Here is a 25,721-nt window from a genome sequence, read left to right on the forward strand (position 1 = left end):
GCAGCAGAAAGTGCTGATTTGATTCGGCTGACGGCATCGGGTTGCGGGGGGCTCAGTATCCGCGTGCCCGATCGACCAGGCCCGGGATCGACCGGCCTGCCCGGTAGGCGCGAATGCCGGCGATGACGTGGGCGGCGCCTTCCGCGGCGCCGACCCGGGTGGCGACGTGCGGCGTGATCACGACGCGAGGGTGGGCCCAGAGCGGGTGCTCGCGCGGCAGCGGCTCCGGGTCGGTGACGTCCAGCCAGGCGGCCGACAGCCGTCCCGAGTCCAGCGCCGCAAGGAGCGCCTGCTGATCGAGATGCCCGCCGCGTCCGACGTGGACCAGGCCCGCTCCCGGCGGCAGGCCGGCGAAGAGCCCGGCATCCAGGATGCCCCTGGTCTCCGGGGTCAGGGGCAGCAGGCAGATCAGGATGTCCGTCCGGGACAGGAAGGCCGGAAGCTCGGTGAAGCTCTCGACGCCCGGCAGGGAGCGGAGACTGCGGCTCCAGCCGCCGAGCTGGAAGCCGAAAGGGGCCAGCGCGTCCAGCACGGCCTGTCCGAGCTGGCCGAGGCCCATGACACCCACGCGCCGCTCGGCCGCCGGGCGGCTCTCGCCGGGTTGCCACAGGGCCTGGCGCTGCCGGCTGATGTAGAGCGGCAGATCGCGGTGCAGGGCCAGGGTGGCGAGAGCGACGAACTCCCGCATCTGCTGCGGGATGCCCGGCTCCAGCATGCGCACCACGAGCACCTGCGGCGGCACGGTCGCGAGGTCGAGCTGGTCGACGCCGGCTCCGACCGAGAAGATCACCCGCAGGTTCGGGTAGGCCTGCCCCAGGTCCGCCGGAGCGGTCCAGGCGACGAGAAATTCCACCGCTGCCGGATCGGGCGCGCTGCCGATGTGGAAGGGCAGGTCCGGCAGGGCCCTGGCGAAGGATTCCGCGAAGATCTCGCCGCGCCGGGAATCCGATGAGAGGTAGAGCACGGCCATCGGGTGGGCTTTCCGGGTCGAGCTCAGCCGAGGGCCTGGGAGGCCAGGGCGAAGCGGCGATGAGACGCCGAGGCCGGAACGGGCCCGCCGCGGCGCATCGCGATGCCGCCGCCGGCCGGCGCCAGCCCGAGGCCGGCGAGCCAAGGGGCGAGCCCGGTATCGGCCGTCGTGTCGACGCGCAGGAAGCCGCCGTCACACCGGGTGGCGAGACGGGACAGCAGCGTTTTCGCTTCCGCCGCGTCGCGGGCGACCACCGGGCCGGCGACCTCGCCCCTGCCGAACCGGCGGAGGGCGGCGAAGGCGACGATCCGCCCGCTCTCGCGAAGGGCGAGCACGCGTCCGACCTCCAGGAGGGCGGCGATCAGCGCGGCGCGGTCCATGCCGGTCGCCGCGCGGTCGAGCTCGGCGAGAGCGTCCGCGTCCGACGCCGTGGCCCAGTCGAGGCCGGACGCGCCGGGGGCGGACAGCGGCTCGGCCCGCGCGGGCACGCCCTGAAGCTGCTGCACCTCGCCACAGGCGGCAAAGCCCATCTTCTCGTACAGCGGCAGCCCGTCCCGGGTCGCCACCAGGCGCCACTCTTCCGGCGCCGCGCGCGCCATCGCCTCTTCCATGATGCGCCGTCCGAGGCCCCGGCCGCGTAGCGCCTCGTCGACGATGATCATGTTCAGGGTGCCGACCGGGCCGAAGGGCGTCGCCATGGCGGTGGCGACGATCCGCCCGTCCCGCACCGCGACCACGCCGTGCGACAGGCGCAGGATCAGGGCCCAGTCCTCCGCCCGGTGCGGCCAGCCGGCCGCCCGCGACAGGCGCAAGGCATCCTCGATGTGCCGCGGGCCGAAGTCGGTGAAGGTGAGGGTGTCGATCTGCATGGCCGCCTGCGCCTGTCCGTCGTCCCGGCAGGGTAACGGAGCGGCGGCGCAGGTGCTGTGCGCTTCACGGGCGTCGGGCGGTATCTTCCGCTGTTCCCATGGCCGGCAGGAGCAGGATCTGCCGCGGGCCGCGGCCGTCGTCGCCCCGGCGCGGCGGCCGCGATGCGGCGCTCGGAACATGCTGCCGTTCAGCCCGCGAGATTCGGCCGTTTGTGCTTCGCCCGCCGACCAAACCGGCCGGGCCCACCTGCCGGAGCGGACTAGGATGGCGGCGACGACCTTCCGCCGCGGGCGCCCCGCCCGCACAGACCTCGCCCGCTCAGACAGGGACCCGCGATGACCTTCCGCCCGAAGTTCGTGACCTTCGACTGCTACGGCACCCTGACCGACTTCGACATGGCCGGCGCCACCCGCCGCATCTACGGCACTCTCCTGGACGAGGCCCGGATGGCGCAGCTCGTCCGGCACTTCGCCGCCTACCGCCTCGACGAGGTGCTCGGTGCCTGGAAGCCCTATGCCGAGGTCGTCGCCAACGCGCTGGAGCGCGCCTGCAGGAACAACGGCGTGGCGTTCCGGCCCGAGGATGCCCGGCGGATCTACGAGGAGGTGCCGAGCTGGGGGCCGCACCCTGACGTGCCGGCGGGCCTCGCCAGGGTGGCGGAGGAGATCCCCCTGGTCATCCTCTCCAACGCCATGAACAGCCAGATCGCCTCGAACGTGGCGAAGCTCGGCGCGCCCGTCTTCAAGGTGCTGACGGCGGAGGACGTGGGCAGCTACAAGCCGCGGATGAAGGGCTTCGAGGCCATGCTGGACGCACTCGGCTGCGGACCGGAGGAGGTCACCCACGTCTCCTCCTCCTTCCGCTACGACCTGATGACGGCCTATGACCTGGGCATCAGGTCCAAGGTCTGGGTGAACCGCGGCCACGAGCCCGCCAATCCCTTCTACGAATACAGGGAGATCAGGGACATCTCGGGGCTTCCCGCCGTCTTCGGCCTCTAGGGAAATCGCCGGGATGAAGTTCGCCTCCTACTGGCACGAGACCGCCCCGAGCTTCACCGGGGCGAGCCGCACGGCCCCGTCGGGCCGCTACGACGCGGCGGTGATCGGCGCGGGCTTCACCGGGCTCGGCGCAGCGCGCCGGCTGGCGATGGCCGGCCGCCGCGTCATCGTGCTCGAGGCCGTGACCGTCGGCTGCGGCGCCTCGGGCCGCAACGGCGGCCATCTCAACAACGGCATGGCGCACAGCTTCCTCCACGCGGTCGAGGCCTTCGGCCTGGACAGGGCCTGCGAGATCTATCGCGCCTACGACGCCGGGATCGAGACGATCGAGCGGATCGCCGCCGAGGAGGGCATCGCCTGCGACTTCCGCCGCTCGGGCAAGCTCAAGCTCGCCTCCAAGCCCGGCCACTACGAGAGCCTCGCGCGCAACTGCGAGGCCATCCGCCGCTCGGTCGACCCCGAGGCGGCGATGCTGTCCCGCTCGGAGCTGCAGGGCGAGATCCGCTCCGACCGCTTCCACGGCGCCATGCTGCAGCCGAAGAGCGCCATGATGCACATGGGCCGCTTCGTCGCCGGTCTCGCCGAGGCCGCGGTGCGCCGCGGTGCCGAAATCCACGAGCGCACGCCGGTCACCGCGCGCGTCGCCGCCGGCGACGGCTGGGAGCTGCGGACGCCGAGAGGACCCGTGCTGGCGCAGCAGGTGCTGCTGGCGACCGGGGCCTACACGCCGCCGCAGTTCGGCTACTTCCGCCGCCGGATCGTGCCGGTGGGCAGCTTCGTCCTGGCGACCCGGCCGCTCGGCGACGACGAGGTCGCCGCGACGCTGCCGGGCGACCGGACCTGCGTGACCTCGCTCAACGTCGGCAACTACTTCCGTCTGTCGCCGGACCGGCGCCTGATCTTCGGCGGGCGGGCACGCTTCTCGGCGAGCTCCGACCAGAGCTCGGACGCCAGGAGCGGGGCGATCATGCAGGACAGCCTGGCCCGGATCTTTCCCGCCCTGGCCGGGATCGAGGTGGACTACTGCTGGGGCGGGCTCGTCGACATGACCCGCGACCGGCTGCCCCGCGCCGGCGAGGCCGAGGGGCTCCATTTCGCCATGGGCTACTCCGGTCACGGCGCGCAGATCGCGACCCACATGGGCGAGGTCATGGCGGACCTGATGACGCGGCGCGCCGTCCGCAATCCCTGGGCGGGGCTGCCCTGGCCCGTCGTGCCCGGGCATTTCGGCAAGCCCTGGTTCCTGCCGCTCGTCGGCGCCTGGTACCGGATGAAGGATCGCCTGAGCTGAACGGCCGGCCGCAATCGCCTCACAGGTCGATCGGCACGCCCTTGGAACGGCGGTTGGCGTGGCAGGCCTCGCGGCCCGGGTCCTGCCCCTGTCGCGGTCTTGGACAGACCATCCTCGCCCGCGCCGGCCTCGAGGGCCTGCGTGCCCGCCTGCCGGCCCCACCGCTGGTCGAGGCCGATCCGGCCAGCCTTGCCGGTTGCCGAGCGCGCCGCCCTCGGCCTGGAGAGGTTGCCCGGCTCCCTGGCCGAGGCGCTGGCGGCCCTGGAGGCTGACGCGGCGGTCTGCGGCTGGTTTCCGCCACAGCTTCTGGAGAGCTATCTCGGCGTGAAGCGCACCGAGATCGATCTCTTGAAGGGCCTCGTCCAGGCCGAGCTGTGCCGACGCTCCGCACAGGTGTACTGACCCTGCGTGATCATCCCGGCCGTGCGAACAGCCGTCGCGGCGCCACCCGAGGCGCTGCGATCGGCCGGCTGGGGAGCGGTGAGAATGACGGCTGGACCGGCCGCCGCCCGAGAGGCGGCGATTCGTCCTTCCCACCCCCTTGTGGTCCTTCGACGTTGCACGGCTGTGTCCTGCGCGGTATGCCGGCGGGATCGTGGCAGACCTCGTGGCCGTGACGAACCGCCACCCCGTACGCCGCGCACCACCGGAAGCCCCGATGCGCGCTCGACAACTCGAAGTCTTCTGCATGCTCATGCGGTGCGGCACGGTGACCAGCGCCGCGGCCATGCTCAACATCTCGCAGCCGGCACTGAGCCAGATCCTGCTGCACGCCGAGGACCAACTCGGCTTCAAGCTCTTCAACCGCGTGCGTGGCCGCTTGATCCCAACGCAGGAGGCCGAAGAACTCTACCCGGAGGCGGAACGCATCTTCTCCGAGCTCGGGGCGCTGCGACGGCGCACGGTCGACATGCGCCACGGCCGCACCGGCCTGGTCCGCATCGCCGCCTCCGCACCGCCGGGCATGACGATCGTCCCGAAGGCCCTGGTCGCGTTCCGGGAGGCACATTCCGACGTCGTCGTGCGCTCGCTGATCGCGCCGATGCTGAACATCATCGACATGCTGAGGAACGGCGACGTCTCCCTCGGCGTGGTGATGAACAACCTGCCGCACCACGACATCGACGTCGAGACCGTCGGCCATGCCGAGCTGGTTTGCCTCATGCCGGAAGGTCATCGGCTGACCGCACTGAAGTCCGTCGGCTTCGCCGATCTGGTCGACGAGCCGATGATCTCCTACCGGGCCGACACGCTGCCCGCCCGTCTGCTGGCCGGTGCCGCCGAGGCGGAGAACTTCCAGTACGCCCCGGCGATCGAGATCGACATCTCGATCACGGCCATGCCCTTCGTGCACGACGGCCTGGGGGTGGCACTCGTCGACGGACTTCTGCCCTGGCAGCAGTTCCCGGGGGTCGTCAGCCGGCCGCTGCGCCCTTACACGACGGTCCCCATCGCCATCCTGACCCGGTCGGACACGCAGCTCTCCGGCAGCCACCAGATCATGCGTGACTGTATCCGCGAGGTCTGCGCGACGCTCGAGCGGGGCCGGCGCGAGCGGAGCTGACTCCCGGATCGACCGTCAGAGGGCGGCCTCGGGCAGTTCCGGGAACCGCGCGCGCAGCCCCTCGAAGGCCGCGACGACCGCCGAGACGTCGCCGGGATCCTGCGGCCGGCTCTCGCCGATCTCCCGGAAGATCGCGTGCTTCACGAAGTAGCGCCAATTGACCGGGATCGAGGCGAGGATGCGGGTCAGGGCATCGTAGCGCCCCCGCGTCCAGACCGTCTCGTAGGCCAGCCGCGAGGTGCAGCGGCCCGTCTCCTCGCCCGTGCGGCCCGCCGCGATCTCCGCTCGGCGTGCCTCGGTCGCGGCGATATCCGGCTCGCCGGCTCCGTCCAACACCACGCCGTAGTGCTCGTAGGCGTGCGGCCGCGTGACGAAGCCGCGGCGGAGATCGGAGATCACCTCCGGCACGGGCCGGGTCAGCGGATCGCCGTAGCCGCCGCCGCCCGGGCCGCGCAGCCGGATCACGTCGCCCGGCTCACAGGGGACGATATCGATCGATCCCAGCTCCTCCGGCCCCGGCCCGTCGGGATTGCGGGTGAAGGTGGACCAGGCCCCCGCCTTGCCGCCCGCCAGCCCCCACGCTCCGAACCGGGAACGGTCGCGGTTGCGCGCCGTCACCATGGACTGCGGTGCCGAGAGCCGGAACTCCATCTCCAGTGCGGAGCCGCCGCGCCACCGCCCCGCCCCGCCCGTGTCCGGCACGAGCCCGTAGCGGAGGATGTCGACCGGCACTTCCGCCTCGTTGATCTCCACCGGGGTGTTCTTGAGGAAGGACATGTTGGCGCCGCAGCCTTCCGTACCGTCCGCCGCCGGGCCGCCGCCGGCACCGCCGCCGACCGGGCCGATCGAGGCCATGATCATGCGGCCGTCCCGGGTCGAGGTGCGGACGTTGAGGATCGTCAGTCCATTGCCGGGCGAGGCCGGCATCCGCTCGGGCACGATCTGGGCGAAGGCGCCGATCACCGCCGTCTGGGCGAGGTTCGAGAGCAGGCTGCGCATGCCGACCGCGGCCGGCTTCACCGCGTTGACCACACTGCCCTCGGGCAGGACCGCGTGCACCGGCCGCACCAGCCCAAAGTTCAGCATCACCGTGGGGTCGAGGCAGTAGAGCGCGTAGACCACGCCGACCATCGCCAGCGAATGGCGCGGATTGCCGCCCGTCGGCATGTTCAGCGACGAGACGAGCTGCGGATCCGATCCGGTGTAGTCGACCTCCAGCTCGTCGCCCTTCACCCGCAGGGTCACGCAGATGCGCACCGGATAGCCGCCGGTCTGGTCCTCGTCGGCGTAGTCGGCGAAGAAGTACTCGCCGTCGGGCAGCTCGGCGATGATCGCCCGTGCCTGCCGCTCGGCGTAGTCGAGCAGGTCGCCCAGGCCCGCCCTGAAGCCTTCGACGCCGAACCGCGAGACGATGTCCTGGACCTTGCGCACGCCGACTTCCGTGCAGGCGATCTGCGCCAGCAGATCGCCGTGATTCTGCTCGGGCAGCCGGACGTTCGTCTCGATCAGCGCCAGCAGGTCCTCGTTGAGCCTGCCGTCGCGCATCAGCCGCATCGGCGGAATGCGCAATCCCTCCTGATGGACCTCGGTCAGCGTGCGCGACAGGGAGGCGGGCACCGCACCGCCGACGTCGGTGTTGTGGATGTGGTTGCCGACGAAGCAGACCAGCTCGCCCCCGTGGAACACCGGCCGCCACATGTGCAGGTCCGGCGCATGGGTGGCGACGTAGCCGGAATAGGGGTCCGAGACGACACAGATGTCGCCGTCGCGGTAGTCGAACCGTCCGATGACGCGGGAATAGTCGAGCCCGGTGTACCAGGTGGCGCCGAGCGTCGTCGGCGACGCGACGGTCAATCCCTCGGCCGAGAGCACCTGGCAGGAGAAGTCCTCGGTCTCCTTCACGAAGGTCGAATGGGCGGCGCGCATCAGCGTGTAGCCCATGCTCTCGGCGGCAGCGGCGCAGAAGTTGGCGAGGACCTGGATCTTCGGGCTCGACGGTCGCGACATGCTCACTCCCCCTCGGTGATGCGCAGATTGGACAGGCGGTCGACGCGGACGCTGAAGCCCGGCGGCACCACGGTGGTGGCGTCGTCCTGGAGGATCACCGCCGGCCCTTCGAAATACCGGCCGGGCGCGAGGTCGGCGCGGCGGTGGAGCCCGACCTCGCGGGTCTGGCCGTCGATGCGGATCGCCGCGGTACGGTGCGGCTCGGCCCGGGCCGGAACCTCCTCCTCGACGCGGACCTTGGGCTTGCCCGTCGAGCCGGCGATCACCAGGCGCAGGGTGATGACCTGGATGGCGGCACCGGGGTCGCAGTGGCCGTAGAGCCGCTCGTGCTCGGCATGGAAAGCCGCAGCGAGCGCGCTGCCGTCGCCCTCCAGCATCGCGAGGTCGACGGGGGTGTCGATTTCGAAGCTCTGGCCGCGATAGCGCATCTCCGCCGAGAAGGCCAGGACATGGTCGCCGCGATGGCCCTGGTCCACCTGCAACCAGCGGATCGCGTCCTGCCGCATCTCGGCGTAGCGTGCCGCGAGATCGGGCAGCAGCTCCGCCGACAGATCGGCGTAGATCGTCTGGACGAAGTCGTTCTTCATGTCGGCGATCAGGCCGCCCAGCGCGCTCAGCACGCCGGGGGTCGTCGGCACCACGACCTCGCGCATGTGCAGCTCGCGGGCGAGGAAGCAGGCCAGCATCGGCCCGGCGCCGCCGAAGGCCAGCAGCGAGAACTCGCGCGGGTCCACGCCGAAGCGGGAGATCAGCCCGGAGACGCCGGCAAACATGCCGGAGACGGCTATCTCGATGATCGATTCGGCAACCTCCTCCACGCTCTGACCGGTCTGCTCCGCCAGCGGCACGATGGCCGCGCGGGCGCGCCCTGCGTCCACCGAAACCGTGTCGTAGCCGAGCCCCGCATGCCCGACGAGGCCGAGCGTCACGAACGCATCCGTGATCGTCGGCCTGTCCCCGCCCTTGCCGTAGCAGGCCGGACCAGGGATCGAGCCGGCGCTCTCGGGGCCGACCCGCAGCGCGTTCTGGCGGTCGACCCAGGCGATGGAGCCGCCGCCCTCGCCGATCGAGGAGACCGAGACGGAGGGGATGTAGATTCGGAAGTCGCCGATCTGCTCGCCGGTGCCGAAGGCCGGCTTGCCGCTCGCGATGACCGCCACGTCGGCGCTGGTGCCGCCGATGTCGAGGCTGAGGCAGTTGTCGAGCCCGGTCATCCCGGCGACGAAAGCGGCACCGATCACCCCCGAAGCCGTACCGGAGAGGATCATGTCGACGCAGCGGGACTTGCCCTCCTCGGCGGTCATGAGGCCGCCGTTCGACTTGGTGAGGCGTGGCTCCGGCGCCACGCCGGCGCGCTTCAGCGCCACCTGGAGCTGCGTCAGGTAGTTCGCCACCCGCGGCTGGACATAGGCGCCGATCACGGCGGTGATCGTGCGCTCGTACTCCCGGATGATCGGCCGGGTCGCCGAGGACAGGAAGATCGGCAGACCGGTCTCCTCCGTGGCGATCCGCCCGACCAGCTCCTCGTGTGCCGGATTGCGGTAGGAATGCAGGAGCGCCACGACGATGCCTTCGGCCCCCGCCGTCCAGGCGGCCCGCGCGGCGGCGCGGACCGCCTCGACGTCGACCGCGCTCACTTCCTCGCCCCGGGCATTCAGCCGGCCGGGCACGCCCCAGACCATGTCCCGCGTGATCAGCGGTTCCGGCCGCCTCGACAGAAGATTGTACATGTCGGGGATCTTCAGGCGCTCGAGCTCGAGCACGTCGCGAAACCCCTCGGTGGTCATCAGCGCCAGGCGGAGTCCCTTTCGGGTGATCACGGTGTTGATGCCGACGGTGGTGCCGTGGGTGAAGTAGCCGATCTCCTGCGGCGTGATGCCGTAGAGCTCGGCGGCCCGGGCCACGCCGCGGGTCACCTCCGCACCCGGCTCGTCGGGGCGCGAGAAGACCTTGAGGCTCTTCAGTTCGCCCGTCTCCTCGTCGAGGAAGGCGAAATCGGTGAAGGAGCCGCCGATGTCGACGCCGACGCGATAGGCCATGTCGTCTCCGAGTTGCTACGGCGGGCGCCCCCGCCTCAGGGTGGCGGCGGCGCCGGACGCCGCCGGAGAAGGGGTCAGACGATCGCTCGCTCGGGCAGGGCGAGCTGTGCTTCGGCGAAATGGCAGGACGCGCTCCGGCCGGGCCCGGGCTCGCGCAGGAGCGGTGCGCGCACCGAGCACTCCGCCACCGCGCGCGGACAGCGCGGCGCGAAATGGCAACCCGGCGGCGGGTCCAGCGGCGAGGGGATCTCCCCCTCGATCGGCTTCATCTCGACCAGCGCCTCGCCGTCCGCGACGATCCTCGGCACGCTGTCGAGCAGCGCTGCCGTGTAGGGATGGGCTGGGCGGCGAAACAGCCGCTCGGTCTCGCCGAGCTCGACGATCCGGCCAAGATACATGACCGCCACGCGATCGCTCACGTGCCGCACGACCGAGAGGTCGTGACTGATGAACACGCAGGTCAGGTCGAGCTCGCGCCGCAGCTCGAGGAAAAGGTTGAGGACCTGAGCCTGGATCGAGACGTCCAGCGAAGCCACCGGCTCGTCGCAGATCAGCAGCTTCGGGTTCATCGCCAGGGCCCGGGCGATGGCGATCCGCTGCCGCTGTCCGCCCGAGAACTGGTGCGGATATCGCCCGGCGAGCGAGGGATCGAGCCCGACCCGCGCGAACCAGCGGGAGACGTGCTCCCGCGCGCCGGCCCGCGACACCACGCCGTGGGCCACCGGCCCTTCGGCGACCGCATCGCCCACTTTCATCCGCGGGTCGAGGGAGGCGAAGGGATCCTGGAACACCGTCTGCACGTCGGTGGTGACCTTGCGCCCCTCCTCCATCACCGCCTCGCCGTCGAGGGTCACCGTGCCGCTGCTCGGCGGATAGATGCCGGCGATGATCCGGCCGAGCGTGCTCTTGCCGCAACCGGACTCGCCGACGAGGCCGAGGGTCTGCCCCTTCGGGAGGGACAGGCTGACGTCCGAGACCGCGCGCAAGGACGGCGCGGGGCCGGCGCGGCGGAGAAAGCGAACGAAACGATCGCCCGCGGAGAGCCGAGCCCCGAACACCTTCGAGACACCGTCGACCGTCAGGTAACCTTCGTAGCGCCTGCTCATGAGGCGACGCGCTCCGAAGCCACTCCGGCGGGATGGAAGCAGCGCCAGCTCCTGTCCCGCTCCACCGTCATCTCCGGCGCGACGGCACAGTCCGGTGTCGCGCACGCGCAGCGCGGCTGGAAGGCACACCCCGGCGGCAGCGCGAGCAGCGACGGCATGGCGCCGGGGATCTGCCGGAGCGGCACGCCGGGTGCGGTCGCCGCCGGCAGCGAGTCCAACAGCCCGCAGGTGTAGGGATGTCTCGGGTCCCGCAGCACCCGGGCGGCAGGCCCCTCCTCCACGATCCGCCCCGCGTACATCACGAGAATCCGGGAGGCGAGACCGGAGACGACCGCCAGGTCGTGGCTGATCCAGATCATCGCCACGCCGAACTCCCGGGCAAGCGACCGCATCTCTGCCACGATCTGCGCCTGGATCGACACGTCGAGCGCCGTGGTGGGCTCGTCGGCGACGATCACCGCCGGACGATGGAGCAGTGCGATGGCGATCGCCACGCGCTGACGCATCCCGCCCGAGAACTCGTGCGGATAGGCCGAGAGCCGCGCGCGGGGGGACGGGATGCCGACGCGCGCCAGGGCCTCCGTACAGCGATCCGCGGCGGCCTTCGTCGATACCCGCTCATGCGCGGCGAGCGCCATCGCCATCTGCTGGCCGACGGTCAGCAGCGGGTTCAGCGTCGCGATCGGGTCCTGGAAGATCATCGCGATCTCGCGCCCCCGCCGGCGGCGCAGCTCGCCCGGCGTCATGCCGACCAGCTCGGCCCCGTTCAGCCGCACCGAGCCGCCGGCGATCCTGCCCGGTGGGTCGATCAGGCCGAGCAGCGAGAAGCCGGTGACGCTCTTGCCCGAGCCGGACTCGCCGACCAACCCGATGATCTCGCCCGCCGAAAGGCTGAAGGAGATGTCGTCGACCGCGCGCAGGATGCCGGCCGCGGTGAGGAACTCCGTCCGCAGGCCACGAACCTCCAGGACCGCGCTCACCGCCGGAGCCTCGGGTTGAGCTGGTCGCGGACCTGATCGCCGACGATGTTGATCGCCATGATGAGCAGGATCAGCATCAGCCCCGGATAGACCGAGATCCAATAGCGGCCGCTCATCATGTAGGGAAAGCCGTTCGAGATCAGCATGCCGAGCGAGGGCTCGGTCACCGGCAGGCCGAGACCGAGGAAGGACAGCGTGGCCTCCAGCGAGATCGAGCTGGCGATCTGCACGGTCGCGACGACGATCAGCGGGGGCGCACAGTTCGGCAGCAGGTGGCGGAAGACGACCCGCCCGGCACCGAGCGGCGTCGCCATCGCCGCCTCGATGTAGTCCTTGCGCCGCTCGGCGGCGGCCGCGCCGTAGGCCGTGCGAGCGAAATAGGCGTACTGCGCCGCCACCAGCGCAGTCACGAGCTGCGCCTTGCCCTGGCCCAGCAGGGCCGCGAGCACCAGGGCCAGGAGGATGGCGGGGAAGGAGAGCTGCAGGTCGACCGCGCGCATGATCAGCGTCTCGATCCAGCCGCCGGCATAGGCCGCGAGCACGCCGAACGTCGCTCCGATGGTGAGCGCGATGCAGCCCGCGGCGAGACCGATCTCGACCGAGACGCGGAGGCCGTAGAGGATCGCCGACAGCAGATCCCGCCCCTGCGGGTCGGTGCCGAGGAGGTAGACGTATCCGCCTGTGCCGAGGTACCCGGGCGGCCGACGCGCGTCCGCCAGCGACAGGTGTGCCAGATCGTAGGGGTTCTGCGGTGCGACGAGCGGCGCGAAGGCGGCGAGCAGCGCCAAGGCGACCGTCACCGCGAGCGCGGCCGTCGCCAGCCGGTTCCGCCGGAACTCCCGCCAGAAGAGCCGGAGCGGCGACGCGGGCGCCGGGGCCGCGGAAAGGATCTCGGTCATGTGCGCGTCTTCCCGCTGCGAACTCTGGGGTCGATCGCCGCGAAGACGAGATCGACGGTGAAGTTGATCATCACGAACAGGAGGGCCGTGAGCACCAGGTAGGCCACCATCACCGGCCGATCGAGCACACCGATCGAGTCGATGATCAGCTTGCCGATCCCGGGCCAGGAGAAGATGGTCTCGGTCACCACCGCGAAGGCGACGGTCGACCCGAGCTCGAGGCCGAAGACCGTGATGATCGGAATCGAGATCAGCTTGAGCACGTGGCGCCGCAGGATCGTGCCCTCGGAGATGCCAGCCGCCCGGGCGAACTTGACCGTGTCCGACAGCATCGCCTCGCGTGTCCCGGCGCGGGCGAGGCGGATCATCATCGCCATCTTGAACAGCGCGAGGTTGAGCGCCGGCAGGACGATGTGGCCCAGCCCGTCCAGCGTCAGGAAGCTCCAGGGCACGCCAAACACCTCCACGGTCTCGCCGCGACCGCCGGCCGGCAGCCAACCGAGGGAGACGGCGAAGGTCAGGATGAGGATCAGCCCGACCCAGAAGGACGGCACCGAGAAGCCGAGGATCGAGAGCCCCATGATCGACTTCGCGACCAGGCCGGACGGCCGGACGCCGGCATAGACACCGAGCGACACGCCGACGCCGGTGGCGAAGAGAATGGAGATCAGCACCAGCTCGAGCGTCGCCGGCAGGCGGCCGCCGATCAGATCCAGGACCGGCATGTTGTAGACAAAGGACCGTCCGAAATCGCCGTGCAGCAGACGCCAGACGAAGACGCCGTACTGCTGCCAGAGCGGCAGGTCCAATCCGAGCCGATGGATCGCCTCCGCGCGCATCGCCTGTGTGGCGTCCGGCGGGATGACGATGTCGACCGGGTTGCCGACCGCATACACGCCGACGAACACGATCATGGACATGACAACCATGACCACGAACGCCTGGAAGGCGCGTTGAACGACGAAGCCGAGCATCCTGCCGGGAGCCTCCGGGTAGGGGGCACAGCGGCCGGCCGGGGTTCGGCCGGCCGCTGCGGGAGAGCGGTGTCAGGCGATGTCCGCGGTCATCCCTTGGGCTTGATGTAGTAGGCCAGCGTGTCCTGGTCGGTGCGCGGCGTGAAGGTGAGCATGCCCTTCCTCGCCGCCCAGACGGTCTGCAGCTGCACGATCGGGATCAGCACCCGGTCGGCGGTCGCCATGGCCATGGCTTTCTCGAAGATCGCCCGGCGCTTGTTCTCGTCGAGCTCGACGGACCCCCTCTCGATCAGCGCGTCGAGGTCGGGATTGGAGTAGTGGATGCGGTTGTAGGCGCCGAGACCCTTGCCGGGGTCCTTGGTGTGCATCTGCGAGGAGAGCGTATAGGACGCCTCGCCCGTCAGGGTGCCCCAGCCGTTCATCGAGACGCTGTATTCCCCCCGGGACTGTGCCGGGAAATACACCGTCTTCGACGTCGCGCGGACATTCACGTCGATGCCGATGACGCTCAGCATCTGGCCGAGGCCCTGGCAGATCGCCGCGTCGCCCGGCAGCCGGTCGGAGGTGCAGTAGAGGTCGATCTGGAAGCCGTCGGGATAGCCCGCCTTGGCCAGCAGCGCCTTGGCCTTGGCAGGGTCGTAGACCGGATCGGGCACGGCGCTGTCGAAGCCGAAGAAGCCGGCGGGCATGCCTTCCTTCGCGGGCTTGCCGAGCCCCTCGAGAACCACGTCGACCATGGTCTTCCGGTCGATGGCCATGCTGAAGGCCTGGCGCACGCGCCGATCGGTCAGCGGATTCTTCGGAAGCGGCGAGCCGTCCTTGGCGCGCACGCCCGGCATCACGTCCGGCATCACGTCCGGCCGCTGGTCGAGCAGCAGGTTCATGATGTAGATGCTGTCGCCGACGAAGGTGTCGACCTGCGGATCCTTGGCGAGCTGCAGGTAGTCGGCCGAGGAGACGTCGTTCACCAGGTCGACCTGACCGGCCTTCAGCGCCGCGAGCCGCGAGGCGTCGTTCGGAATCTCCTTGCGGATCACCCTCTTCCAGGGCGCCGCTCCGCCCCAGTAGCCGTCGAACCGCTCGAGCACGAGGTCGCCCTTCGGCTCCCAGCTCACGAACTTGAACGGGCCGGTGCCGATCGTGGCCTTGCCGCTGTTGAAGCCCTCCGCGGCGGTCTCGGGCGTCGAGTAGTCCTTGGCCGCCTTGGCGCTCACGATGAACAGGCGGACGAAATCATAGGGCAGCGCCGGCGCCGGGCCGTCGGTGTGGATGCGCACGGTGTAGGGATCGACGATCTCGACGCTCTTCACGCGGCGCACGTATACCGCGGTCGAGGTCGGGCCCGTGACGATCGGCACGCGGGCGATCGAGAACTTCACGTCCTCGGCAGTGAAGTCCGAGCCGTCGTGGAACTTCACGCCCTTGCGCAGCTTGAATTCCCAGGTTTCGGCGTCGATCGGCTTCCAGGAGGTGGCGAGACCCGGCTTGATCTGCAGGTTCTCGTCGGCCCTGACCAGCGTGTCGAAGATATGCTTGGCCACCTCGGCATGGGTGCCGAGGGCCGAGTAGTCCGGGTCCATCGACTCCGGTCCCCCGCGGACGCCGACCGTCAGCGTCTGCGCCCCGACCGTGCCGGCCGTACCGAGGAGCACCAGGCTCAATGCGACGGCACCGATCACCTTGATAAATGTCATGTCCATCCTCTCTTTTCGCTGCCGGATCGAACGGCATGCCGCGGAACGTGCCCGCGTGATCCGCTCGCAACAGCGCCTGTTCATCTGTTTTGGTCTTGAAGGAAACTGTGTCGGGGGGCGAAGCAGGCCGTCAAGAAAACGACCATTTGATTTCATCACCCGACGTTAAGTCTGCCTTATGAGCAGACTCGACCTGCGATGTCCTGTGGCTGGATCGGCCTCGCCATCCCCTTCATTTTATCCCTGTATTCAATGTCTTACGGGCCTCTCCGTCGTACTGGGCAGTTGCTCCGGGACGAGGGCGAGCTGCACCCTTCGCCGCCCGGGCGGCGACGGGATCCCGGCGCGACCGGCTGCGCGCGCCGATCCTTTGCGGTGGCTCCGGCTAGATCGCCGGCCGCCAGGGCATGAGCGGCCTGCCCGCGGCGCGTTCGGGCAGGTCGGCGGCCGCGCTCCACAGCTCGGCCGCCGCCGCTTCGCCGAGCCCTCGTGCGCCGGCGCAGTCGGTGAACTTGCCCCGAAGCGCAGCCTCGCTCATCGGATTGCCCGGATGTCCGGGCGGGTGCTCGCAGGCGGCAGCGAGGCGCTGCCCGGAGAGCAGGACGATCTCGACCCTGCCGCGCTCGGCCAGCGCACACCCGAAGCCGCGATCGCAGAGGTCCGGATCGAGGCTCATGCGGAACCGCGCGGTCAGGTTGCGGATATCGGCGCGCCCGATGGACTCGGCCCGGAAGCTGGCGAGGTCGAGCCTGCCGTCGATCAGCGCCGAGCCGACGCAGAAGGGCAGGCAGAACCTGGCCTCTGCGCCATTCATCGGATGGATGAAGCGCAGGTTGCCCTGCGCGGAGAGCGAGACGAAGGCCTCGATCGAGACGATGTCCTCCGGTTTCCAGCCCCCTTGGCGGCGAAGCGCGAGCGCCGCTTCGATCGGCCGGTGCGTGGCGCCGCAGGACGGCCAGGCCTTCAGCCAGATCCCGTACTGCTCCGCGGCCGGCGGCCCACCCAGGCGCGCGGCGAGCGCGGCGAACCCGGCCGCTTCCGGCCCGGCGGTCATCTCGAGCAAGCCCCAGCGCCCGTCGAAGACGTCGGCGGAGGCTTCCACGCCCGTCCGGGCTAGGCAGGCCGCGACGACCCCGCTCTTGGCCGCGAGCCCCGCGTGGAGCGGCTTCGCCATCGAGCCGAACTGCCGCTTCGATCCGCCGCTCATGCTGGCCGACAGACCGATCGCATGAGCCGCAGCCACGGCGTCCAGACCCAGCAGCCGGGCGCAGGCCGCCGCCGCCGACGGCGCGCCCAGCGACAGGGTCGTGTGCCAGCCGAGGGCGTAGTGCGAGACGTTGAAGGCCTCGCCCAGCCTGGCCATCACCTCGAGACCGACCAGCCAGGCGTCGACGCAGCGCTCTCCGGAGACCGAGCCCTCCTCCTCCGCCAGCGCAAGGATCGCCGGGACCAGCACCGCGCTCGGATGGGACAGGGACGGGTCGAGGATGTCGTCGTAGTCGAGCGCATGGGCAGCCGTGCCGTTGACCAGGGCCGCCCAGGGCGCGGGCAGCCCGAGGCCCTGGCCGACGACGCCCGCCGCCCCCTGCCCCCAGGAGCGGACCGCCGAGAGGGTGCGACGGGTCACCTCCTCCCGGCTGCCGGCGATCATGCAGGCGAAGCAGTCGACGAAGGCGGCGGTGGCGACCGAACGGCTCGCCGCCGACCAGTCGGACGGGGCATCGGCGATCCAGGCGCCCAGAATCCCCGTCGGGCTCTGCCGGTCCGTCATTCCGCCTCCTAGAGCCCGATCACGCGAACAGCCCTCTACCCGGAGCCCGCCGCCCCGCAACCTCGATCCATCCAGGCCTCGACCGGGGCCGGGCGCACCGGCGCCTGACCGCGCAGGCGCCCGACCGAGTCCGCACCCGTCCCCGCACGGGCAGCGATCAGCTCGACGCCGGCGAGCCGGCAGAAGCGCCCCTGGCACCGCCCCATGCCGACCCGCCCCAGAGACTTCACGCGGTTGGCCTCGGCGCCACCGTAGTCCACGGTCTTGCGCAGCTCGCCGGCGGTAACCCCTTCGCAGCGGCAGACCACGGTCTCGTCGGGCAGCGCCCGAATCATTTCGGCGGGCCAGGGAAAGGCGTGGGCGATGCCACGAGCGAAGCGGTCGAGCCGGTCGAGCTTGCGCAGATCGGCGGCGGCGTCCGGCGCGGGCAGGCCCATGTCGGCGAGGCAAGCCGCCGCGGCGAGCCGCCCCGCGACCTCGGCCCCGTCGGCACCGAGGATGCGCAGCCCGTCGCCGGCGAGGTAGACGCCATCGCCCGCCCGCCCCATCCGATCGGTCCGGGGCAGCCACTGCGCCCAGGTCTCGTCGTAGTCGAAAGCGCAGCCCGCGAGGTCGGCGAGATGGGTCTCGGCCTGCAGATGCCAGCCGAGGCCGACCATGTCGCAGTCCGTTCGCCGCACCCGGCCGCCGGCGTCGTGCCAGGCGACCGCGACCGGTCCGCGACCGTCGACCTCGATGCGATCGAGGGATATGCCCGCGTGGTACCGCCCGCCGAGCGCCGCCCGCATGGCGACGCCCCGCAGGGCGAAGACCGGGCGGGCCAGCAGCTCCGGCAAGGCCGCGATCTGCCGGCCGAGCGGCGCGGTGTCGAGGACCGCCGCGACCGCCGCCCCGGCCTTCAGGAGCTGCACCGCCACCAGGGTGAGGAGCGGCCCCGAGCCGGCGAGCACGATCCGGCGCCCGAACGTCAGGCCCTGAGCCTTCAGCGCGATCTGCGTCCCCCCCAGACCGTAGACCCCGGGACTCTGCCAACCCGGTACCGGTGCCAGCCGGTCGGTGGCGCCGGTCGCGAGGATCAGCCTGTCGTAGGCGATGCTGCTGCGCCCCTCCGGCCCGAGCACCTGCAGCGCCCCGTCGCCCAGGGCGAGGACCGAACTCTCGGGGCGATGATCGACCCGGCCGGACGCCGCAGCCGCGTCGAAGACCGCGTGCAGCGCGACCGCCTTCGACGCCTCGGGTCCGTAGAGCGTCTGCGGCGTCCGGGAGAAACCCTCGGGCGGACGGCGATAGATCTGGCCTCCGGCGCGCCGGCCTTCGTCGATCACCACGGGCCGCACGCCCGCGGCCGCCAGCGTCTCGGCGGCCCGGATCCCGGCCGGCCCGGCACCGACGACGACGACCGGCGCCCCGCGCCCACTCAAGTCCAGTCTCCCGGCGCCTCTGTCAGGAGCTTCATCCCCTCGGCGATGGGCGTGGAGCAGGCACGCAGCCGCGGCCCGACTTCCTGCCAGACCCAGCAATCCTGACAGGCGCCCATCAGGCAGAAGCCCGCACGCCCCTCCGGGCCGAATTCCGAACGGCGCAGCGCCGGCACCGAGGCGAGGACCGCGGTCAGTACCGTGTCTCCCTCCATTGCCGCGCAGTCCGCGCCGTCGAGCCGGAAGCGCACGGGTGCCCGCCCCTGCTCCGCGAGGCGGACCACCCGGCCTGCGCCGGGCGCGTCCTTCCCTGCGCCGATCATTCCGCCGCCTCGCGGCCAGTCCCGGCAGGCGCGGGCATCTCCGGGAAGCGGGCGCGCACCTGGGCGAAGGCCTGGGCCACGCCCTCGGCACCCGAGCGTCCCTTCATCCGGCGGAAGATCTCCGTCTTGGTGAAGAAGCGCCAGTGGATCGGCAGACCGTCGAGGATCTCGATGAGCAGGTCGTAGGCCGCCGGCGTCCATTGGGCCTCGTAGCCTGCGCGCTCGGGGCCGTAGTCGAAATGGCCCTCCGGCGCCGGGCGCGCGGCACGCCGCGCCTCGGTCGCGGCCTCGTCGACCGCTCCGTCACGGATCACGACGCCGTAGTCCCGCTCGGCCGCCTCGGAGGAGACGTAGCCGCGTTCGACGTCGCGCAGGACACGCCAGGGCTCGCGCTCGAAGGGATCGCCCCGCCCACCACCACCCGCCGAGCGGATCTCGAGCACGTCGCCCGGCTGCAGCACCGCGGTGTCGATGTTCCCGAGCCGCCGCATCTCCGGCGTGCCGGGGTTGACCACCATGTCGGACAGGCCCGCCGCCCGTCCGCCGAGCACGCCCCAGGGGCGGAAGAAGCCGCGGTCCCGGTTTCGGGCGGTGATCCGGCTGTCGGGCGCGAAGACCCGGAACGCCATCTCGGTGGCGAGGCCGCCGCGCCAGCGCCCGGCACCGCCGCTGTCCTTCGCCAGGCCGTACTTGACGAACTCGACCGGGGTCTCGGTCTCGGTGAGCTCGATCGGCGTGTTCTTCAGGTAGGCCGCATCGGCGCCCGAGCCGTTCGTGCCGTCGCGATGCGGCATGCCGCCGCCGCCGCCCACCACCGGGTTGACCGCGGCGATCACGCTGCGGCCGGTCCGCTCGTCGACGGTCATGACGTTGACGATGCTGTTGTTGCCGGCTGGCGCCGCGGGCAGCCGCTCCGGCACCGCCTGGCAGAACCCGCCGAACACCACGGAGCGGAGCCGGGCACAGGTCAGCGACCGCATGCCGACCGCGGCCGGCTCGACCGGATTGAGCACCGAGCCCTTCGGCGCGATGCAGGTGAACGGCCGCGTGACCCCGGTGTTGAGCAGGATCTTCGGATTCAGCGTGTAGAGGATGTAGTAGATCGCGACCAGCAGGACCGAGTGGCGCGGGTCGCCGCCGGTCGGCACGTTCAGCGACGAGCCGAGCTGCGGGTCGGAGCCGGTGAAGTCGAGGATCGCCTCGTCGCCCCGGATGGTCAGCGTCAGCTTCAGCCGGCAGGGGTTGGCCTCGACCGAGTCCTCGTCCGCGTAGTCGACGAACTCCCAGGTGCCGTCCGGGATCGAGCGCAGCACGTCGCGGGCCTGCGCCTCGGCGTGGTCGAGGAGCGCCTCGGCGCCGGCGAGGAAGGCCTCCTTGCCGAACTTCTCGACCATCCCGAGGACCTTGCGCTCGCCGGTGGTCAGCGCGCCGACCAGCGCCTTGATGTCGCCGGTGTTGAGGTCCGGCTTGCGCACGTTGGCCGCCATGATCTTCAGGATCTTCTCGTCGAAGACCCCCTCGTTGACGATCTTCATCGGCGGGAAGCGGATCCCTTCCTGATGGATCTCGGTCAGCGCCCGCGACAGCGAGGCCGGCACCGCGCCGCCCATGTCGGTGTTGTGGATGTGCCCGCCGGTGAAGGCGATGATTTCGCCCTCGTAGAAGACCGGCCTCCAGAGGACCGTGTCCGGCGTGTGGGTGGCGACGAAGCAGGAATAGGTGTCGTTGGTGAAGGCGACGTCGCCCGGCTTGTAGCCATCGATCATCGCGATCCCGCGCCCGAAGGTCAGCCCGGCGTACCAGGTCGCCCCGAGGTCCATCGGCACCGCGAAGGTCTCGCCCCTGCGGTTGATCAGCATGACCGTGAAGTCCTCGGTCTCCTTCACGAAGGCCGAGTGGGCCGTCCGCTGCAGCGTGTAGGCCATGTTCTCGGCCGCCGCACGGGCGTGATTGGCGAGAACCTGGAGATTCATCCGGTCGAACATCGGTCTCACTCGCCCAGGGTCAGGTGCAGGGTCAGGTGCAGGTTCAGGTGGCGGTCGACGTGCGCCTCGGCCGCAGGCGGGATCGCGAAGGTCGTGTCCTCCTGGGCCACGACCGCCGGACCGCGGAAGCGGTCGCCGGGGTGCAGGCCGGCGCGCCAGTAGAGGCCGATCGGCGCCTCGGTCCCGCCGACGTAGACCGGGACCTCGCGCTGCGGGGCGGCCGAGGCCGGCGCCGCTTCGGTCTCGGGGAAGGTCAGCTTCGGCCCGGCGCCGATGGCGGAGAGGCGGAGGTTGACGACTTCGATGCGACCCTCCGGATCATGAAAGTCGTAGTGCCGCTGGTGCGCCTCGTGGAAGGCGCGGGCAACGGTGCCGAGGCCGGCCTCGCTCAGCCAGGCGGGCTGCAGTGGCGTCTCGATCTCGTAGCTCTGGCCGGCATAGCGCATGTCGGCCGACACCCGCAGCTCGGCCGCGCCGGCATGGCCCTGCGCCGCCAGCCAGTCGCGCGCCTCGGCCGCCAGGGCGTCGAGCGCCCTGCGCATGTCCGGCAGCAGCGCGTCGGAAAGCTCGGCGAAGACCGTCCGGACGAAGTCGCCGCGCAGGTCGGCGACCAGTCCGCCCAGCGCCGAGACGACGCCCGGCCGCCGCGGCGCGATCACCCGCGCCATGCCGAGCTCGCGGGCGAGGAAGGCACCCAGCATCGGTCCGCCGCCGCCGAAGGGCATGAGCGCGAAGTCGCGCAGGTCGACGCCCGAGCGCGAGGCCAGCTTCTCGACCTCCACGAACATCTCCGAAACGGCGACGTCCAGGATCGCCTGCGCCGTCTCCTGCAGCGGGCGGCCGAGCTTCCCGGCCAACCGCCCGACCGCGGCGCGGGCCAACTCGACGTCCATCCGGAGCTGCCCGTAGGCCATCTGGCTGTGGCCGAGCCAGCCGCAGACCGCCATGGCGTCGGTGACCGTCGGCTCGGCGCCGCCGCGTCCGTAGCAGGCCGGCCCCGGCACCGAGCCCGCCGATTCCGGGCCGACCCGCAGCACGCCCCGGGCGTCGACGCTGGCGATCGAGCCGCCGCCGATGCCGATCGAGCTGACCGAGACGGAGGGGATGTAGAGCGGGAACTCGCCGATCAGCTCGCCCATGCCGAACTGCGCCTCGCCGTCGACGATCAGCGCGAAGTCCGCCGAGGTGCCGCCGATGTCGAGCGTCAGGACCCTGCTCTCGCCGGCCTGCCGCGCCAGCCAGGCGGCCCCGATCACGCCCGAGGCGGTGCCGGAGAGCAGCATGTTGACGCAGGAACGCCTGCCCTCGGTGGCGGTCATCAAGCCACCGTTCGACTTCGTCAGCATCGCCGGCGCCGGCACCCCGCGGCCGGCCAGCCGCTCCTCGAGGGCCGAGAGGTACCCCGACACGCGCGGATGGACGTAGCCGTTGAGGATCGCCGTCGTCGTCCGCTCGTACTCGCGGATCACCGGCCAGACCTCCGAGGAGGTGAAGACGAAGAGCTCCGGCGCGAGACGCGCGATCTCCGCCTTCACCGCGGCCTCCTGCGCAGCGTCGCGCCAGGAGTGCAGGAAGGAGACGATGATGCCCGCAGCGCCCTTCGTCTTCGCCTCGGCGACGGCCGCGGCGACCGCCGCCATGTCGGGGGCGACGGTCTCGGTCCCGTCGGCGCGCAGCCGGGCCGGAACACCGAAGACCATGTCGCGAGTGACGAGCTGCTCCGGCCGGGCGCAGAAGAGCGAATAGACCTCCGGCATCCGCAACCGGGCGAGTTCGATGACGTCCTCGAAGCCGGCGTTGGTGACCAGGGCGAGCCGTGCGCCCCGGCGCTGGATGATGGTGTTGATGCCGATGGTGGTGCCGTGGACGAAGCGGCTGATGGCCGTCGGATCCAGCCCGTCACGCTCGGCCAGCAGGGCGAGACCGGTCATCAGTTCGGCACCCGGATCGTCCGGCGTGGTCAGCACCTTCAGCGAGGCGACCCGACCGGAACGGACGTCGAGCGCGCAAAAGTCGATGAAGGTCCCACCGATGTCGACGCCGATCTTCCAGTCCGCCGCCGGTCGATCGCCGGTATCGGGAGCGATAGCGTTGTCCACGGCCCTTCCTTTCCTGCAACCGGTGCGACGCTGGCACGAGCGGCGCGGCCGGGTCCAAGAGCCAAACATCACTTCGACATAAGTCCCTCTTATGCGACCGGGCCGCAGCGCTGCCGCGATAGGCTTTGCTTATGGGGCGATCCCGTTCCCGACTTTGACGCCGCCAGGGACGGCCGACAGGGTGGTGCGATCGGCCGCCTTGCCCGGCCGTCGTCCCGAACGGAGACGGACATGGACGTGATCGTAGTCGGCGGCGGACTGATGGGGACGGCCGCGGCCTATTTCCTCGCCCGGCGCGGGGTGCGCGTGACGCTGATCGAACGCAACCGGGTCGGGACCGGTGCCACCGTCGCGTCCTTCGGCAACATCCGGCGAACCGGACGCTATCTGCCGCAGTTGCCGCTGGCGCACCGCTCCCGCGCGCTCTGGGGCGAGGCGGAGAAGATGCTCGGGCGCGACGTCGAGTTCCGGGCCACCGGCCATGTCCGCCTGGTCTTCGAGGAGGAGAGCCTCGCCGACATGCGCGCCTACGTCGAGGCGGCCCGGCCCTGGGGCCTGGACCTGGAGGAACTCGGCCCCGAGGAGATCCGCGCGCGCTTCCCCGGCCTCGGCCCAGATGCGATCGCCGCCTCCTTCTCGCCGCGGGACGGTTGCGGCAACCCGCGGCTGATCGCGCCGGCCTTCGCCGACGCCGCCCGCCGGCTCGGCGCCGAGATCGTCGAGGAGGTCGCGGTGGGCGAGATCGTGCGGACCGGCGCCGGGTTCGAGGTGACGACCTCGAAGGGCGTCTTCGCCGCCGAGCGCCTGCTCAACACCGCCGGCGCCTGGGGTGCCCGCATCGCCGCGCGATTCGGCGAGGAGGTGCCGCTGGTCGCTCGCGGGCCGCAGATGGGCGTGACCGAGCCCTTGCCGCACCGCATCCTGCCGGTGGTCGGCATCTGGACGCGGCAGAAGTCCGACGGCTACCTGCGCCAGGTCGAGCGCGGCAACATCGTCTTCGGCGGAGCGGCCGAGCGGACGGAGGTCCCGCTCGATCCCGGGCACGCCAAGGCCGATCCGACCCGCCTGCCGGCGCAGCTTCGGGCGATCGTCCGGCTGCTCCCGGCGCTCGCCAAGGTGACCGTCATCCGAACCTGGTCGGGCTGCGAGGGCTATGTCGCCGACATGCTGCCGATCATCGGCGCCTCCGGTACCACGGCCGGCCTGTTCCACGCCTTCGGCTTCTGCGGCCACGGCTTCCAGCTCGGCCCCGGCGTCGGCGACGTCATGGCCGAGCTGATCGCCACCGGCGCCACCGAGACGCCGCTGCACGACTTCCGCATCGGCCGTTTCGCCGCTGCGGCCTAGGATCCGGGACTCCAACAGCCAGAGGGCCTGCCGATGCAAGCTGCACAGTCCACCCCCGACGTCGAACCCTGGCAGTGGGAGGAAGCCCGCTGGCGGGGCATCGTCGACAAGGTCCGCGCCGGCCGGTCGCTGAAGCCGCAGAGCTGGAAGGGCGGGGCGCGCGTCGCCGTGGCGCTCTCCTTCGACAGCGACCACGAGACGAGCACCTTGCGATGGGGCGAGAATTCGCCCGGCAAGCTGTCGCAGGGCCACTACGGCGCCAGGGTGGCGATCCCGCGCATCCGCGGCATCCTGGAACGCCACGGCGTGCAGGCGACGTTCTTCGTCCCCGCCGTGGTCGCCATGCTGCATCCCGACGAGCAGCGGGCCCTGGTCGATGCCGGGCACGAGATCGGCATCCACAGCTGGATTCACGAGCTGAACAGCAAGCTGCCGCCGGCGGACGAGCGCGATCTGCAAATGCGCGCGGCCGACGTGCTCGAGCGGATCACCGGTACCCGGCCGGTCGGCATCCGCACCGCCTCCTGGGACTTCAGCCAGCACACACTCGCCATCACCCGCGAGATGGGGCTGCTCTACGACAGCTCCCTGATGGCCGACGACGAACCCTACGAGTTGCTGGAGGAGGGCAAGCCGACCGGCGTGGTCGAACTGCCGGTGGAATGGATCCGCGACGACGCGGTCTACTTCAACATGGACCGCTTCTCGGCGCTGCGGCCCTACACCCCTCCGTCCTCGGTGCTGGAGGTGTTCAAGGCCGAGTTCGACGGCGCCTATGCCGAGGGCGGGCTGTTCCTCCTGACCCTGCACCCGCACGTCATCGGCCACCGCTCGCGCATCGCCATCCTCGAGGAGCTGATCCGCTACATCCGCGACCATGCCGGCGTGTGGTTCGCCTCCCACGCCGAGGTGGCGCGCTACTGCCTCGACGGCGCCTGAGGGCGCTCGATCGGCAAGATCGCGTGGTTGGCCTTTCGCATGTCTAGGCAAATGCGGCGGGCGAGAGTCTGCCCCTTCTCCTCCGACGACAGGTCACCAGAGGACGGGGACCAGGCGTAAGCGCTGTTCTGAGGGCACCTTCCGCGCATAGGCAGCAGCGGGGAGTCTGGGCGACATGGAGATAAGAGCCATGTCGGATCCTGAGCTTATGCCCGTGCCGGAGCCGGTGAGGCGGATCGAGGTGTTCACCGGCAGCGGTCGGCGTCGCCGATGGCCGGAGGAGGTCAAGGCGCGGATCGTCGCCGAGAGCTACTGCTCTGAGTCCTCGGTCTGCGCGGTGGCACGGCGCCACGGGCTGACGCCGCAGCAGCTGTTCGGCTGGCGGCGCTTGGCGCGCCGGGGACAGCTGGCCTTGGCGGCGGAGGATGCGCCGCTGTTTGCGGC

General features: G+C 71.0%; 21 protein-coding genes. 7 read left to right on the forward strand and 14 right to left on the reverse strand.

The features are described from left to right. Positions 1-52: 52 nt before the first annotated feature. Positions 53-970, reverse strand: coding sequence for a 2-hydroxyacid dehydrogenase (locus B9O00_RS14275; RefSeq protein WP_085123353.1), 918 nt, complete (start codon positions 968-970; stop codon positions 53-55). A 23-nt stretch (positions 971-993) separates the two neighbouring features. Beyond that, positions 994-1,839: a GNAT family N-acetyltransferase gene (locus tag B9O00_RS14280; protein WP_085123354.1), complete on the reverse strand. Its 846-nt coding sequence runs from the start codon at positions 1,837-1,839 to the stop codon at positions 994-996. A 336-nt stretch (positions 1,840-2,175) separates the two neighbouring features. Here B9O00_RS14280 and B9O00_RS14285 point away from each other — a divergent pair, with 336 nt between their 5' ends. The 4 genes from B9O00_RS14285 to B9O00_RS14300 all read left to right on the forward strand — a co-directional run bounded on the left by B9O00_RS14285 (position 2,176) and on the right by B9O00_RS14300 (position 5,696). Continuing rightward, positions 2,176-2,841, forward strand: coding sequence for a haloacid dehalogenase type II (locus B9O00_RS14285; protein WP_085123355.1), 666 nt, complete (start codon positions 2,176-2,178; stop codon positions 2,839-2,841). Positions 2,842-2,854: 13 nt separating this feature from the next. Next, positions 2,855-4,132 (forward strand): NAD(P)/FAD-dependent oxidoreductase, encoded by a 1,278-nt coding sequence (locus B9O00_RS14290; RefSeq protein ID WP_085123356.1) that lies wholly within the window; start codon positions 2,855-2,857, stop codon positions 4,130-4,132. Positions 4,133-4,321: 189 nt separating this feature from the next. Next, positions 4,322-4,534, forward strand: coding sequence for a hypothetical protein (locus B9O00_RS14295; RefSeq protein ID WP_085123357.1), 213 nt, complete (start codon positions 4,322-4,324; stop codon positions 4,532-4,534). Between the two features lie 193 nt (positions 4,535-4,727). After that, a complete protein-coding gene (locus B9O00_RS14300) occupies positions 4,728-5,696 on the forward strand; it encodes a LysR family transcriptional regulator (RefSeq protein ID WP_322111226.1) in 969 nt (322 codons plus the stop codon). Positions 5,697-5,711: 15 nt separating this feature from the next. Here the strand turns inward: B9O00_RS14300 and B9O00_RS14305 are convergent, their stop codons facing one another. From B9O00_RS14305 to B9O00_RS14360, 12 genes are all read right to left on the reverse strand, one after another. Continuing rightward, the gene (locus tag B9O00_RS14305; protein ID WP_085123359.1) at positions 5,712-7,703 is read right to left on the reverse strand and encodes a hydantoinase B/oxoprolinase family protein; all 1,992 of its coding nucleotides are present in this window, start codon (positions 7,701-7,703) and stop codon (positions 5,712-5,714) included. Between the two features lie 2 nt (positions 7,704-7,705). Continuing rightward, the gene (locus B9O00_RS14310) at positions 7,706-9,742 is read right to left on the reverse strand and encodes a hydantoinase/oxoprolinase family protein (protein ID WP_085123360.1); all 2,037 of its coding nucleotides are present in this window, start codon (positions 9,740-9,742) and stop codon (positions 7,706-7,708) included. Positions 9,743-9,816: 74 nt separating this feature from the next. Then, positions 9,817-10,848, reverse strand: coding sequence for an ABC transporter ATP-binding protein (locus B9O00_RS14315; protein ID WP_085123361.1), 1,032 nt, complete (start codon positions 10,846-10,848; stop codon positions 9,817-9,819). Then, the gene (locus B9O00_RS14320; protein WP_085123362.1) at positions 10,845-11,828 is read right to left on the reverse strand and encodes an ABC transporter ATP-binding protein; all 984 of its coding nucleotides are present in this window, start codon (positions 11,826-11,828) and stop codon (positions 10,845-10,847) included. The genes B9O00_RS14315 and B9O00_RS14320 overlap by 4 nt, the downstream gene beginning before the upstream one ends. Then, complete coding sequence (locus tag B9O00_RS14325; RefSeq protein ID WP_085123363.1) at positions 11,825-12,727, reverse strand: ABC transporter permease; 903 nt, start codon at positions 12,725-12,727, stop codon at positions 11,825-11,827. The genes B9O00_RS14320 and B9O00_RS14325 overlap by 4 nt, the downstream gene beginning before the upstream one ends. Then, positions 12,724-13,701 (reverse strand): ABC transporter permease, encoded by a 978-nt coding sequence (locus tag B9O00_RS14330; protein ID WP_085123364.1) that lies wholly within the window; start codon positions 13,699-13,701, stop codon positions 12,724-12,726. Before B9O00_RS14330 ends, B9O00_RS14325 begins: the two co-directional genes overlap by 4 nt. Before the next feature lie 89 nt (positions 13,702-13,790). Beyond that, positions 13,791-15,401 carry an ABC transporter substrate-binding protein gene (locus B9O00_RS14335; RefSeq protein ID WP_200808510.1) on the reverse strand — a complete coding sequence of 537 codons (1,611 nt, stop codon included), beginning with the start codon at positions 15,399-15,401 and terminating at the stop codon, positions 13,791-13,793. Between the two features lie 379 nt (positions 15,402-15,780). Further along, a complete protein-coding gene (locus B9O00_RS14340; protein WP_085123365.1) occupies positions 15,781-17,166 on the reverse strand; it encodes an MmgE/PrpD family protein in 1,386 nt (461 codons plus the stop codon). A 35-nt stretch (positions 17,167-17,201) separates the two neighbouring features. Then, complete coding sequence (locus tag B9O00_RS14345; protein WP_085123366.1) at positions 17,202-18,587, reverse strand: FAD/NAD(P)-dependent oxidoreductase; 1,386 nt, start codon at positions 18,585-18,587, stop codon at positions 17,202-17,204. Further along, positions 18,584-18,907 carry a (2Fe-2S)-binding protein gene (locus B9O00_RS14350; protein WP_085123367.1) on the reverse strand — a complete coding sequence of 108 codons (324 nt, stop codon included), beginning with the start codon at positions 18,905-18,907 and terminating at the stop codon, positions 18,584-18,586. The genes B9O00_RS14345 and B9O00_RS14350 overlap by 4 nt, the downstream gene beginning before the upstream one ends. Beyond that, positions 18,904-20,892, reverse strand: coding sequence for a hydantoinase B/oxoprolinase family protein (locus B9O00_RS14355; protein ID WP_085123368.1), 1,989 nt, complete (start codon positions 20,890-20,892; stop codon positions 18,904-18,906). Before B9O00_RS14355 ends, B9O00_RS14350 begins: the two co-directional genes overlap by 4 nt. Positions 20,893-20,897: 5 nt before the next feature. Beyond that, complete coding sequence (locus B9O00_RS14360) at positions 20,898-22,991, reverse strand: hydantoinase/oxoprolinase family protein (protein ID WP_235017129.1); 2,094 nt, start codon at positions 22,989-22,991, stop codon at positions 20,898-20,900. Positions 22,992-23,222: 231 nt separating this feature from the next. Between B9O00_RS14360 and B9O00_RS14365 the strand changes: the two genes are divergently transcribed. From B9O00_RS14365 to B9O00_RS14375, 3 genes are all read left to right on the forward strand, one after another. Continuing rightward, positions 23,223-24,338: an NAD(P)/FAD-dependent oxidoreductase gene (locus tag B9O00_RS14365; RefSeq protein WP_085123370.1), complete on the forward strand. Its 1,116-nt coding sequence runs from the start codon at positions 23,223-23,225 to the stop codon at positions 24,336-24,338. Positions 24,339-24,371: 33 nt separating this feature from the next. Then, a complete protein-coding gene (locus B9O00_RS14370; protein ID WP_085123371.1) occupies positions 24,372-25,277 on the forward strand; it encodes a polysaccharide deacetylase family protein in 906 nt (301 codons plus the stop codon). Positions 25,278-25,467: 190 nt separating this feature from the next. After that, on the forward strand, positions 25,468-25,721 hold a 254-nt coding region (locus B9O00_RS14375), incomplete at its 3' end, for a transposase (protein WP_200808511.1).

The organism is Tistlia consotensis USBA 355, assembly GCF_900177295.1.
In the GTDB taxonomy this organism is placed as follows: Bacteria; Pseudomonadota; Alphaproteobacteria; order Kiloniellales; family DSM-21159; genus Tistlia; species Tistlia consotensis.